This is a genomic window from Nocardia sp. NPDC051750, assembly GCF_044453135.1.
Taxonomy (GTDB): domain Bacteria; phylum Actinomycetota; class Actinomycetes; order Mycobacteriales; family Mycobacteriaceae; genus Nocardia.
The window spans coordinates 903,939-916,828 of sequence record NZ_JBITCK010000002.1; the positions used below are offsets into that span (position 1 = coordinate 903,939).

Annotated in this window: 13 protein-coding genes; 4 read left to right on the forward strand and 9 right to left on the reverse strand. The window is 68.0% G+C overall.

Annotated features, from left to right (window positions below; translation table 11 throughout):
* The first annotated feature begins 14 nt into the window (after nt 1-14).
* Nucleotides 15-1,184, forward strand: a complete 1,170-nt coding sequence (locus ACIA75_RS11630; RefSeq protein ID WP_397102674.1) for an acyl-CoA dehydrogenase — start codon at nt 15-17, stop codon at nt 1,182-1,184.
* A 34-nt stretch (nt 1,185-1,218) separates the two neighbouring features.
* On the opposite strand, the gene ACIA75_RS11635 is transcribed toward ACIA75_RS11630, so the two are convergent.
* From ACIA75_RS11635 to ACIA75_RS11650, 4 genes are all read right to left on the reverse strand, one after another.
* On the reverse strand, nt 1,219-2,082 hold the full coding sequence (locus ACIA75_RS11635) for a P1 family peptidase (protein ID WP_397102676.1): 864 nt from the start codon (nt 2,080-2,082) through the stop codon (nt 1,219-1,221).
* 80 nt (nt 2,083-2,162) lie between these two features.
* Complete coding sequence (locus tag ACIA75_RS11640) at nt 2,163-3,374, reverse strand: CaiB/BaiF CoA transferase family protein (RefSeq protein ID WP_397102678.1); 1,212 nt, start codon at nt 3,372-3,374, stop codon at nt 2,163-2,165.
* Between the two features lie 122 nt (nt 3,375-3,496).
* Nucleotides 3,497-4,672 (reverse strand): serine aminopeptidase domain-containing protein, encoded by a 1,176-nt coding sequence (locus ACIA75_RS11645; protein WP_397102680.1) that lies wholly within the window; start codon nt 4,670-4,672, stop codon nt 3,497-3,499.
* A gap of 96 nt (nt 4,673-4,768) precedes the next feature.
* Nucleotides 4,769-5,860 carry a homogentisate 1,2-dioxygenase gene (locus ACIA75_RS11650; RefSeq protein ID WP_397102682.1) on the reverse strand — a complete coding sequence of 364 codons (1,092 nt, stop codon included), beginning with the start codon at nt 5,858-5,860 and terminating at the stop codon, nt 4,769-4,771.
* Nucleotides 5,861-6,001: 141 nt separating this feature from the next.
* On the opposite strand from ACIA75_RS11650, the gene ACIA75_RS11655 reads away from it, so the two are divergent.
* Nucleotides 6,002-6,706, forward strand: a complete 705-nt coding sequence (locus tag ACIA75_RS11655; RefSeq protein ID WP_397102684.1) for a TetR/AcrR family transcriptional regulator — start codon at nt 6,002-6,004, stop codon at nt 6,704-6,706.
* Nucleotides 6,707-6,718: 12 nt separating this feature from the next.
* Here the strand turns inward: ACIA75_RS11655 and ACIA75_RS11660 are convergent, their stop codons facing one another.
* From ACIA75_RS11660 to ACIA75_RS11670, 3 genes are all read right to left on the reverse strand, one after another.
* Nucleotides 6,719-7,183, reverse strand: a complete 465-nt coding sequence (locus ACIA75_RS11660) for a MerR family transcriptional regulator (protein WP_397102686.1) — start codon at nt 7,181-7,183, stop codon at nt 6,719-6,721.
* Nucleotide 7,184: 1 nt separating this feature from the next.
* Complete coding sequence (locus tag ACIA75_RS11665; protein WP_397102688.1) at nt 7,185-8,690, reverse strand: SulP family inorganic anion transporter; 1,506 nt, start codon at nt 8,688-8,690, stop codon at nt 7,185-7,187.
* A gap of 620 nt (nt 8,691-9,310) precedes the next feature.
* Entirely contained in the window at nt 9,311-9,997 is a 687-nt protein-coding gene (locus ACIA75_RS11670) for an NAD(P)H oxidoreductase (protein ID WP_397102690.1), read from the reverse strand.
* Nucleotides 9,998-10,112: 115 nt separating this feature from the next.
* On the opposite strand from ACIA75_RS11670, the gene ACIA75_RS11675 reads away from it, so the two are divergent.
* The gene (locus ACIA75_RS11675) at nt 10,113-11,045 is read left to right on the forward strand and encodes an AraC family transcriptional regulator (protein ID WP_397102692.1); all 933 of its coding nucleotides are present in this window, start codon (nt 10,113-10,115) and stop codon (nt 11,043-11,045) included.
* Nucleotides 11,046-11,107: 62 nt separating this feature from the next.
* Nucleotides 11,108-11,515, forward strand: coding sequence for a VOC family protein (locus ACIA75_RS11680; RefSeq protein WP_397102694.1), 408 nt, complete (start codon nt 11,108-11,110; stop codon nt 11,513-11,515).
* A gap of 224 nt (nt 11,516-11,739) precedes the next feature.
* Here the strand turns inward: ACIA75_RS11680 and ACIA75_RS11685 are convergent, their stop codons facing one another.
* Together ACIA75_RS11685 and ACIA75_RS11690 are read right to left on the reverse strand one after the other, a co-directional pair.
* The gene (locus tag ACIA75_RS11685) at nt 11,740-12,060 is read right to left on the reverse strand and encodes a hypothetical protein (RefSeq protein WP_397102696.1); all 321 of its coding nucleotides are present in this window, start codon (nt 12,058-12,060) and stop codon (nt 11,740-11,742) included.
* A 167-nt stretch (nt 12,061-12,227) separates the two neighbouring features.
* Entirely contained in the window at nt 12,228-12,776 is a 549-nt protein-coding gene (locus ACIA75_RS11690; RefSeq protein ID WP_397102698.1) for a hypothetical protein, read from the reverse strand.
* Between the last annotated feature and the right edge of the window lie 114 nt (nt 12,777-12,890).

Here is a 12,890-nt window from a genome sequence, read left to right on the forward strand (position 1 = left end):
TTACGGTCGCGAATATGGTTGCGGCCGAGCCGGATAGCACCCCCGGAATCACCGATGGTTTCGTCGACGCACTGGCCGAACGGGCGCAGTCGGCGGAACAATTGCGCAGGCTGCCGCAGCAGACGATCGACGACGCGATCGCCTCCGGTTTCTTCGGCTGCCTGGTGCCGAAACGGTTCGGCGGCCGGCAGGAGAAATTCCCCGTCATTCTCGACCCCATCCGCCGCATGGCGCACGGCTGCGTCTCCAGCGCCTGGACACTCGGCTTCTACACCCTGCACAACTGGCTGCTCGCCCTGTTCCCCGAACAGGCGCAGGTCGAGGCATACGGGAGCGGCCCGTTCCTGTGCCCCGCCCCGCTGGCACCGACCGGCCGCGGTGTGCCGGCCGACGGCGGTATCACCCTGTCCGGCCGCTGGTCCTGGGCCACCGGCGTAATGGGCGGGAACTGGATCATGGTCGGCGCACTGTGCGGCCCCGATACCGGCCTCTACCCGGCGCTGGCGCTGCTCCCCGCCACCGAGATCACCATCGACGATGTCTGGCACACCGAAGGTATGCGCGCCACCGGCTCCAACGATGTCGTGATCCGCAATGCCCGGGTCGGCGACCACCGCCTGGTCCGCTCCTTCGACATCAACGGCGGATCGGCCCCCGGCGCCGCCGTGCACGACGCCACGACCTACCGGTGGCCGCTGGTCCCCGCCCTGGCCCTGGCGGCCTCGATGCCGGCCCTGGGCGCCGCCGAACGCGCCACCGATATCTACGCCGACCGCCTCGAAGGCCGCATCCTCTACGAGGGCGGCACCCGCCAGCAGGACAAACCGATGGCCCAGGCGCATCTGGGTCACGCCCGAGTGCGGTTGCGGGCGTTGCACGGGTTGCTCGGCGATACGGTCGCCGAGATCGAAGGCCTCCTCGACGCCGGCACCCCGGTCCAGGTACCGATCCGCGCCCAGGCCCGCCTCGCCGCCGCCCATATCGTGCACGAATCCCGCGCCATCATCGCGGACCTGCTCCACGCCTCCGGTGCGAGCGTGCACTTCACCGACCACCCCATGCAACGCCTGAAACGCGACGTCGACGTCCTCAGCGGCCACGTGATCTTCGACTACGACACGACCCGCGAACTCGCCGGCGCCACCGCCATCGGCCTGAAAGCACCCCGGACCGCACTGCTCTGACCCGGTTCGGTACCGCACCGGCGGCGGGTCCGTGTCAGGCTGCGAGGGATCGGATGGCTTCGGTTACCGCGGCCAGGGCCATCAACCGTACGGTGTCGATATCGGCTTCGGTTTCGCCGGTGGCGGCGGCGATGAACCCGTCCCCGTCGAACCGGGTGTGCGGGGGCGTCAGCGCCCGGGCCAATCCGTCGTGGGCGCCCTGGGCGGCGATGAAGCAACCCATCTTGTCGAGCCGGGCGTTGGTGACGACCGCGCCGATGGTGGTGTGCGTCCGGGATTCCGCGAATTCGAAGGGTTGCGCGAGCATGGCCACCGCGTCCAGCGCTATCTCTCCGCTGCCGTCGTCGATATCGCCGAATGCGTTGACGACACACAACGCGCCCACCGTGAGATCACCCAATCGGCGTTGTGCGTAGGCGATTCCGCCGGGGCGGCGGAGGTCGGGCCCGCGCCAATGCGCGGTGAATGCCCCTGTCCCGGCACCGATCCGGCCGTGGGTGACCTGTTCTTCCGTGCTCGCCCGGGCAGCCGCGTATCCGTGTTCGGCTGTCGGGCGGGCAGCGGGGTCACCGGCCCCGAGATCGAAGAGCGCCAGTGTGGGGACGATGGGGACGCGTCCACCGGGAGTCATGACCCCGCGGCCGTTTTCCTCGAGGTAGCGCATGACCCCGTCGGCCGCCGCGAGTCCGAACGCCGACCCGCCGGTGAGCAGGATGGCGTCGACCGAGGCCAGGGTCTTGTCGGGCGACAATGCGTCCAGTTCCCTGCTCGCGGGCGCCCCGCCCCGGACCTCGGCCGAGGCGACAGTCCCTTCCGGGAGCGTGAGAACCGTACAGCCGGTCGCACGTTCGATATCCGACCAGTGTCCGAGCCGGATGCCGGCAATTCCGATCGACATGTGCACCCTCCGAGGACGTCGTACGGCGTTTCATCGAATGGCGGCCAGTATGGCGCAGCGAATCGGACCCGGTCGAGTGATCAGACGATGCCGCGTGACCGTAGCTCCGACAGGTCGGTGTCGGATTTACCGAGCAATCCGCCGTAGACCTCGTTGTTGTGCTGACCCGGTCGTGTGGATCCCGCGTTGCGGATCGTGCCCGGAGTGGCAGAAAGCACCGGAATCACGCCGGGCCCCTTGACGTTCCGCTGGATGCGCTCGTCGTAGTGGTCGGCGATCATGCCGCGGGCGTTGAGCTGCGGGTCGGTGACGACTTCGGCGACCGTGTTGATCGGACCGCTGATCACGCCCGCCTCGCTCAGCTCGGCGATGATCTCCGCGGGCTGCCGTTTCGCTGCCCAGTCGCCGATGATCTTGTCCAGTTCGTCCTGGTTGCGACCCCGCGCCGTATGGTTCGCGAAGCGCTCGTCGGTGGCGAGTTCCGGACGGTCCATGGCGGTGCACAAGCGCCGGAAGACGGTGTCCTGGTTGGCCGCGATCACCACCCAGCTGCCGTCGGCGGTCCGGTAGATGTTCGACGGGGCGATCCCTTCCAGCCTGGTCCCCGAGGGGCCGCGGACGACACCGCCGATGTCGTAGTCGGGGATCGTGGATTCCTGGACGGCCAGGCAGGCTTCGGTGAGGGCGGCGTCGACGATCTGTCCTTCGCCGGTGACAGTCCGCCGGTACAGAGCCGCCAGCGCGCCCTGGGCGGCGAACATTCCGGCCAGGCTGTCACCGAGGGACAGCGCCAGGCGTGGAGGCGGGCCGCCGGGGAAACCGTTCATATGGCGCAGGCCGCTGGCGGCCTCGGCGACCGACGCGTACCCGGCTTTCTTCGCGTCGGGACCGGTCTGCCCGTACCCGGACACTCGAACCAGGATGATGCCGCGGTTGCGTTCCCGCAGCACGTCGTAGCCGAGACCCCACCGTTCGAGCGTGCCCGGGCGCAGGTTCTCCACGATGATGTCGGACTTCTCCGCCAGTTCGAGGAACAGGTCGCGGCCCGCGTCCTCACGGAGGTTCAGGGTGACGGCCTTCTTGTTCCGGGCGTGCACGGTCCAGAAGAAATGATGGCCGTCCAGTTCCGCTTGGCCCCAGGTGCGCAGCGGGTCCGGCGCGTCCGGGGGTTCGAGTTTGATCACCTCGGCGCCCATATCGCCGAGTAGCCGCCCGGCGAACGGGCCGGAGATCAGAGTGCCGATTTCGAGTACGCGGATACCGTCCAGCGCGCCGGTTGTCGCGGAGTCCATCGAGGCATTATCTCCTGACTGCGCTACCGCCTCCGGCCCTGACCCGCTCACGCCGTGTGCATCGGGCGTGAGCGGGGGGCCTGCGTGGTGACGCTGCGCTACCGCCTCCGGCCCTGACCCGCTCACGCCGTGGGCCCGAGGCCGCGGGCGCGCAGCCAGCCGTCGACCAGGGTGATCGCTTTCGCGAGGGGTTCGCGCTGGCCCGGGCCCAGGTAGTAGTGGTTGGCGCCGGGGATTTCGTGTAGTTCCTTGTCCGCGGAGCCCAGGGCCTCGTAGATGCGGTGGCCGTGGGAGGGCGTGCAGACATTGTCGGCCGCGTTGTAGAGCACCAGGGTGGGCACCTCGATATCCGGGCCGCAGGCCACCGCGTCGCCGCGGGCATCGTCGATACTCCACTGCGACAACCAGCTGCGCAGTGTGCTGAACCGGGCGAGACCGAACGCGCCCATGTTCACCTCCTGCGGTTCACCGAGATACGACTCGCCCGGTGTGCGGTCGTTGGGGTCGAGCGCCGGGTCGAGAACGGTGGGGTCGGCCATGGTGCCGTGCACGACGAAACAGAATTCGTCCTGCGGCCGGTCGGAGGCCTGGATGGCGGCCAGTTTCTCCTTCACCCAGGCGGTGATCCGGCGGTTCCGGTCGTGCTGCGCCTGCCGGTACCGGGCCACGAATTCGGGGCTGTACGGCGGCTGGTTGGGGTTGTCCGGGTGGTAGAGGTCGAGTTCCGGATCGCGCCGGGCCGGATCGGATTCGTCGAGAATCGACGGGTCGAGACATTCGGTGAGCGTGTGGTGGCGGCTGATATGGGCGGCCATCAGCAGGATGCCGTCGACCGGAAGCAAATCCAGTGCGGTGAGATCGGGGCCGTCACCGGACGGGCTCGCCGTCACCGTCGGGTGCCGGGCCTGCTGCTGGTAGTACACCGACAGCGAGCCGCCGCCGCTCCAGCCCGCCAGGACCACCTTCCGGTAGCCGAGCCGCTGCTTCGCGTCCCGGATGCATTCGCCGAGGTCCTGCACCACTTTCTCCATGAGCAGCGCGGCGTCGGCGCCCCGGTAGCGGCTGTTGCAGACGATGATGTGGTGCCCGGCCTTGGCGAGTGCGGTCACGATCGGCAGGTAGGTGCCGCTGGACACCGGGTGCATGAGGACGAGCACCGTCTCCGAGGGCAGATCGGCCGGTTTCACCAGAATCGAATCGAGGGTGACGATTTCGCTGAGACCACCGTAGGCGTCCCGGGTCCCGGAGGTGTTCGCGTAGGCGACGACATACGGGACGCGTTCGACATGGTGCGACATGAATTGCCTTTCGAAACGGGAGTTTCCGGCGACCGTCGCGTCGTACCTATGGGAAGGCACGCGAAAGCCGTTGCGCCGGAAGGAGAGCCGATGTGTTCAGTGCGCGCCGAGGTTGTTGGCCAGTACCTCGGGGGAGGGGACGAGACGCCGGCGGGTGTCGACGGCGATGGTCGTCCAGCCGATCCGGCTGAACTCCTCGCGCTTGCGCCGGGCCCGTTCCCGCATCTGCTCCGGGGCGCCGTGGTGCACGCCCTGCGGTGCATGGGAGATCAGTCCCGGCGGCATCGGCACGCCGTACATCTCGCCGCCGTGGAAGAACGCGATCTCGTCGTAGTCGGCATTGCGGTGATACCAGGGGATCGTTTCGGTACCCGGCCCGGACTCGGCGCGTTTGGGCAGGAAGTTCATCACGTACACGCCGGTGGCCTGCATGAACAGATGCACGGTGGCGGGCAGGTGGACCGTATCGGAGAGGATCACGTTGTAGTCGGCGATATTGAAGGTGAACGGGAAGTTGTCGCCCTGCCAGCCCACCACATCCAGCGGATGATGCTGATAAGACAGTGATGTCGGGCCGCCCTCGTGTACCAGGCGCACCTCGTACTCGTCGCGCCCGTCGTCGTCCATGGCCAGTGGCTCCGGGACGGTCATCCGGTTCGGATCGAACGGGAAATGCCGGCCCAGCGGGCCCGCCGGCGGCACCCGGAACTCCTCGGTCGCTTCGATCATCAGCAGCGTCGATTCGCTGTCGGGGACCTGCCGGAAAGTGCACGCCTTCGGGATGTAGACCCAATCGCCCTCCCGGTAGCGCAGCGGACCGAATTCGGTTTCCAGCAACCCGGAACCCTTGTGCACGAAGGAGAGCAGGTCGCCGTCGATATGCCGGGCGAAGAAGGGCATCTCCTGTGCGCGCCGGCTCAGCAGGATGCGGCAGTCGGCGTTGGAGAACAGCAGCAGCGGGGAGCCCGCCGGGTCGGTGGAATCGGTGGGTTTCAGCGCGTCGGCCAGGACATCGACCGGCGCGAGGGGCCCGGTCGCGCGATAGCTCACCGGATCGTTGCGCCGGTACAGCTGCGCGGTGCGGCCGGTGAAACCGCCACGCCCCAGCTCATCGTCCTTCAGGCCGTCGAGATCGGCGTGCAGACGGTCGGGAGTCGTGCCTTTCCGCAGGTGCACAAAGGATTCCATAGCAGCATCCAGTCCTCGTCGGGCGCTCCGGCGAGGCAGCCGCGGACAGTGCAGAGCCGCTGCGACCCGCCGCACCGCAGAGCAAAAGTGGCTGGGCTCACAGTTGCAGAGAAATTGATCGGTGTCAATATAATTGCGGGTATGGACGCTGTGGTCGCACCTGAACCGCGCGGGTCGCGCAAAGGCCGGGGCCGGCCCCCTGCCGGGGAAACACCTGCCTCGGTGGACGAGATCCTCGCCGCCGCGCTACGGGTCTTCGCCCGGGACGGGTTCACCGGCACGTCGGTCGCGGCGATCAACCGGGAACTCGGCGTGAGCCACAACTTGATCCACCAGCGCTTCGGGTCGAAGGAGGCCCTCTGGTACGCGGTCGCGGACTGGATCTTCGCCAACGCGGTCACGTTGCTGAAGATCCGGCCCGAACGCGCCGATCTGCCGCCGCTGGAGGAGTTCCGGCTCGGTATCGTCCGCTTCCTCGAACTCCAGGCCGAATACCCCGATGTGGTGCGGCTGATCAGTATGGAAGCGGCGATCGAGAGTCCCCGCCTGACCTACCTCTACGACCGGCACATCCAGCCGATGTCGGTGCTGCTCGCCGAACCCCTGAAACCGCTGCTCCAGCGCAAGATCCTGCACCGCGACGATCTACGCTCGCTGCACTTCCTCATCGCCCACGGTGCGACCGCGCCCTACGCCGCACTCCCGCTGGCCACCCGGATGTCGCCCTCGGACCCGCTCGGGAAGCCTGCGGTGCGCCGGCATGCGCGGCTGGTCGCGGATACCATCGTCGCCGGAATCGAAGCGCGGGTGGCGCGCGCCGGGGGCGACACCGGACGGAGCCCGTGACACGGTGGCGAATTATGTGGCCGCTGAACGGTTTGCGGACCGTCCCGGCTCCACTCGGCTGGTGAGCAGTTCGGTGAATTCCTGCGCGTAGGCGAGCTGCTTACGCAACCGCTCGGCGCTCTCGCGTGCCTTCTCCCGGAAGGTCAGCAATTCGCCGGATGCCGTGGCGCGCCGGGGCGCGGACGCCGCGGGGTCGCCCAGAATCTCCAGGCATTCCAGCAGTTGTTTCATTTCCGCGAGCGTGAAACCGAGGGGCTTCATTCGCCGGATCACCAGTAACCGTTCGACGTCGTCCGCGGTGTAGAGCCGGAAACCGCCGCTCGACCGGGCCGACGGCTGGACGAGTCCGACCTCGTCATAGTGCCGAATGGTCTTGAGTGACAACTCGGTCCGTTCCGCCACCTGCCCGATCTGCAGGTACTGACCGGAACCGCCGTCGAAACCGGCACGTGCGGGCGGAGGTGCCGCATCCTCCATATCAGTGGGCGCCGGCCAGATGACCGGAAAGACGTTGGTGCCGGGCCACGGAGGCCGCGTTCAATCCCAGGATTTCGACGCGCTTGCCCTTGGCCGCGTACTTGGTGGTGATGGCATCGAGCGCGGCCACGGTGGAGGCGTCCCAGATATGGGTTTCGGACATATCGATCACGATATTGGCCGGGTCGCCGGCATAGTCGAATTGGTAGACCAGGTCGTTGCTGGACGCGAAGAACAGTTCACCACGCACCTTGTAGACCCGGGTATCGCTGTCCGCGGCGGATTCGATGTCCGGCACGACCTCGGTGAAATGCGCGACCCGGTGCGCGAACGCCACCATCGCGGTGAGTACGCCGGCGATCACGCCGTACGCGAGGTTGTGGGTGACGACGGTGACGCCGACGGTCACCAGCATCACGGTGGTCTCCGCGATCGGCATCCGCCGCAGTGTCGCGGGCGCGAGGGAATGCCAATCCATGGTGCCCACCGACACCATGATCATCACCGCCACCAGCGCCGCCATCGGGATCTGCGCCACCAGCCCGCCGAGGCCGACGACCAGGATCAGCAGGAAGGTACCGGCCAGGAAGGTGGAGATCCGGGTACGCGCACCGGAGACCTTCACATTGATCATGGTCTGGCCGATCATGGCGCAACCGCCCATCCCGCCGAAGAATCCGGTGACGATATTGGCGATGCCCTGCCCCCAGCCTTCGCGGGACTTGTCCGAGTGGGTATCGGTGATGTCGTCGACCAGTTTGGCGGTCAGCAGCGATTCCAGCAGGCCGACCAGCGCCATCGCCAGTGCGTAGGGGGCGATGATCCGCAGGGTCTCCAGCGTCAGCGGCACATCGGGCAGCAGCGGAATCGGCAGGCTCGACGGCAGTTCACCCTCGTCCCCGACATTCGGCACGTGCAGCGCGAATACCAGGGTGACGGTGGTGAGCACCACGATCGCGATCAGCGGTGCCGGGACGGCCGTGGTGAGTTTCGGTAGCCCGATGATGATCGCCAGCCCCGCCGCGATCATCGGATACACCAGCCACGGCACACCGAAGAGGTGCGGGAGCTGGGCCAGGAAGATCAGGATGGCCAGCGAGTTCACGAATCCGACCATGACGCTGCGCGGGATGAACCGCATCAGTTTCGCGACCCCGGCCACACTCAGCGCGATCTGGATCGCACCGCCCAGGATCACGGTCGCGATCAGATAGTCCAGCCCGTGGTCGCGCACCACGGGCGCGACGACCAGCGCGACGGCACCGGTCGCGGCCGAGATCATGGCGGGCCGCCCGCCGGTGATCGCGATGGTGACCGCCATGGTGAACGAGGCGAACAAGCCCACCCGGGGATCCACCCCGGCGATGATCGAGAAGGAGATCGCCTCCGGGATCAGCGCCAAGGCCACGACGAGGCCGGCCAGTACCTCGGTCCGCAGTCGCTTCGGGCTGCGCAGGGCTGCCGCCACCGAGAGGGCGCGGTTGTCGGGCCGCTGTGTCGTCGGCACTGTCGCTGACTCCGTTCACTGGACGCGCGTGAGCGCGGCGGGCGAACGCGGGTCGCCACGCGGAAGATCTGTGGGGCCGGGTGGGCAGACGTACGGGCCGGAATCGGCCGCACTGCCGGGCATCGATGATCGGCAACCACTCAGCGACCCGAACCCTACCCTTACGGGAGGGTAGGGTCGCAAGCTCGGCGCGGGGATAGTGGTCCAGCCCTCACTCCCGCGATGCCCGGTTCGCAGCTGCCGGGAAACGGGCCGGTGGAATGACATGCGAACGCCGCCGAGCAGCGGGGCTCGGCGGCGTTCGAAGAGAGAGTCGGCGCCCCACAAGCGCCTCTCGGCGAGTGGTCGCTCGTAGCGACAAAAGGGGTGAGGCCCGGGGCTGTTCGGACGCCGACAGGGTGTTCAACCGCGCCGGCGGGCCCGCTATTTCCGCCGCATGTGTGACACCGGTTACCGGCCACTCGACACGTCGGCCACCCGGCACCGAGACACCTCGGCTACCCGGGTACCTCTGCCGCGTCGGCACCTCTGCGGCGTCGGTCGCCCCGGTCGTGTGCGGTGCCCGGACCTGTGCCGCCGGATGTCACACGCGAACAGACCGGCACGGCGTCCGGGGCTCGTCAGGCCGCTACCGCGGCAGACGCGAGCAACTCGTCGACAAAGCCCATCGCGCGGCGCTCCAACGCCTCGTAGTGGGCCGTGTGCGCGGCACCGGTCAGAGCTTCGCCGAGCACGAGGTTGCCGGCGTCATCGACACGCTGCGGCTTGTCCTCCGCACCGGTCAGCAGCCCGACCGTGGAATGGGACAACCCGCAGTAGTAGGCGATTCCCTCGTTGAGCTGGGGGCCGAGCGATTGCTGCATCAGTTCGACATAACCGTCGTCGTCCGCCGCCCCGGCCAGGCCCAGCCACAGCATCCGTTTGCCCGCCAGCCTCGGTGCGCTGCGGCCGTAGGCGAAGCCGTAGTTCCACACCCGATCGATCCAGCCCTTGAGGAGGGCCGGCATCTGCACCCAGTACACCGGGAACACCGCGACGATCAGGTCGGCGGCGAGGATCCGGCGCATATGGTCGTGGACCTCAGGTGAATAGGTCTTCTCCCGGTTGCCCCATTCCGGTTGGTCGGCGACGGTCATCCGCGGGTCGAAGCCCTCGCCGTGCAGGTCGAGCCGGTCGATCCGGTAGCCGGCCGCGGACAGCCGGCGGATGGCCAGGCCGGCGATATGGGCGGTCAGCGAGTCGGGGCGATGGTGGGCGAAGACGACCAGAGCGGTGCGGGTGGTGTCGTCTGTCGGAGTGTTGTGCACGGATCCTCCAGGTGGTCCGGGTAGCGGGCGATCGCTTTTCATTCCACACCGGTTCCGCTGGACGATCTATGGGTGAAGATCCACATTCGATAGGAGTTCGTCTACGCTCGTGGGGGTGGATCCTTTGAGTAGATTGCTGGGCGGTATCCGGGCCGAAGGTTCCGTGGTCACCCACGCGGTGCTGGACGCGCCGTGGACGATCCGCTTCGCCGACCGCGCCCCGCTGACGATGGTGACCGTGCTGCGCGGCGGCGGCACACTTCTCCTGCCCGGCGGTGCCGAACATCGTATTTCGGCCGGCGACACCGCCGTAGTGCGTGATTGCGAGCCCTTTCTGCTCGCCGACCGAGGCGATTCCGCGGCGCTGCCCCATGCCGAATACGAGATCGCCTGCTTCGCCGCGGACCCGAAATGCGACGCCGCCCTGGACGACGGCCGCTGGGGTAACGATCCCGCCGGCGAAACGGCGCTGATCGTCGGCGCCTACCGCGCCTCGGGCCGCCGCCACGAACGACTCCTGCGCGCGCTGCCGCCCGTCCTGGTCGCGTCCGACGACGTCGAGGTCTGTGCCTGGATGGCCACCGTCGCCGCGGACGCGACCGCTCGCCCGGCCGGCGCCCAGGCGCTGATGGACCGGCTGCTCGACTGGGCGCTGGTGTGCACCCTGCGCGACTGGTTCGACAGGCAGGACAATGACGCGCCGGGCTGGTACCGCGGCCCCGCCGATCCGGTGGTGGGCCCGGCCCTGGAAGCAATGCACAGCCGTCCCGCCGCGGGCTGGACGGTGGCCTCTCTGGCGGCGGCGGCCGGTGTGTCCCGCGCTCTGTTCGCCAAACGCTTCACCGACGTCATGGGCCAGTCGCCGCTGGCGTATCTCACGGAATGCCGGATGGACGAAGCGGAGGAACTACTGGCCGACCGCGACCTGACGGTTGCGCAGGTGGCGAAGGCCGTCGGCTATGCGGACGCCTTCGGTTTCAGTGCGGCGTTCAAACGCCATCGGGGTGTGCGTCCCAGCGATTTCCGCGGCAAGGTCGCCGCCGTGTGAGCGCCTGGACAGGCGACAAAGTTACAAGTCGGCGGGTGGTGCGGTCACCGATACTCGCCCGTATGAACATCGAGAAGATCACGCCGAAACTGGTCGTCGAGGGCGCCGGCGCGGCAATCCGCTACTACGGCGAAACGTTCGGCGCCGTGCTCCGGCAGCGGCACGAGGCGGACGGGCGGGTCGTCTTCGCCGAACTCGGCCTGCCCTGCGGTGCGGTATTCGAACTGAAGGACGCCGACGAATTCGACCAGGACCCACTCCGGCTCGGCGGCCGCGGCCTACTGCTCACCGTCGTGGCCGACAATCCCGACGCACTCGCTCAACGCATGGTCGACGCGGGCGGCTCGCTCGTGTTCGAGGTGGCGGATCGGTCGTACGGTGCCCGGCAGGGCCGGGTCCGGGACCCGTTCGGCCACGAATGGATCATCGGCACGCCGATCCCGCCGGCGCCGGGAGCAGCGTCCCTGTAGTGGCAGCGTCTTCGAGCGGTAGCCGGCAGCGTCTTCGAGCGCTGAACCAGTAGTCATGGCCGAAAAAGACCGAACCCCGGAGGCTGAAATGCCTTCCGGGGTTCGGCGGCTCAGGAAGTTCTCCGAAGCCTGCGCAGATTTGGGGGTGTACGTCCCTCACTGAAGTGGCCGCGCCGGCGACCCGGGGCCGAAATCGTCCATGGAGGTGCGTACGAGTGTATTACTTACTCGCTGGCGGCGGATCCGCTGGCCAGCAGCGGCAGCAGGACCGGCAGCAGCGTCTCCGCGGATCCGGTGCTGCCCTCGTTTACAGGGGTGGCGGTTTCGGTTCCGGCGTTGGCTCCGTCGGCCGACCCGCTGAGCAGCAGCGGCAGCAGGACCGGCAGGAGGGCCGCGGACCCGGTACCGGCCTCGCCCTCTCCGTCCTGGATCGGTGCCGCTTCACTCAGTTGCAGCGGTGCCGCGGCTGCGGTGCCGGCCGCGCCGAGACCGGCGGCGGCGATGGATACGGCGGCAGCGAACGTGCGGAAACTTCTGTGTTTCACACTGTTCCTTTCATAGGTGTCCCGGGTGGGACAGTTGTGCTTACGCCCACATATGTCTACAAGAGTGGGAAATGTTACGACGGATTTTCGGTTTTTTCGTGAGCTGGGTTCGTACGGCCTACCGCGGCCGACCTCCCGAGTCACAACAGCGGCGATCTCCGTCGAATTCAGTGGGTGAGTGCGATCTTCACGACGACGACCGTGGTGGCAGCGAGAGTGAGCAGTACCGCGGTGACGATCGAGGCGCGGCTCGGACGTTCGCCGCGCAGGCGGCCGATCACGAACACGATGCCGCCGATGCGGATCAGGACGAGAACCTCGGCGAGAATTTGCGACGTACGGGGTTCGATCCAGCCCAGCCATCCGGTCGCGAGGATTGCGCAGGGCAGCACCGCCGACGAGAGGATCGGCACCGAATTGCGGAGTCCGCGGATGCGGTCGTGCCGGGTCGCGGCGCGTTGCCGGCGCACACTGTCGCCCACGGTTTCGGCGAAGCTGTGGGCGACGAATGTCGAGGCGGCGGTGCCGAGGACCACCAGGATCCCGACGTGCTTGTGCGCGGTGACCACCGGTACCAGGGCGGTGAGGACGAGGACGTTGCCGTAGATGTAGGCGCTGATCCGCGACGCCGCGTTGTCCGGCTTCAACGGCGTGCGGCGGGAGAACAGCGGGCCGTGCAGCAGGGGCTGCCGGCCGGGGTCCGTCGGCCCTGTCATCGTGAGCTCCGCGCCGGTCGCGGCCGGTGGGCGGGCGGTGAGCACCGCTCGATGGCAGCCTGCGGGTGCATGAAGGCCCTTTCCCGGTCGATCGGTCCCAGCAGTCATGGTTGT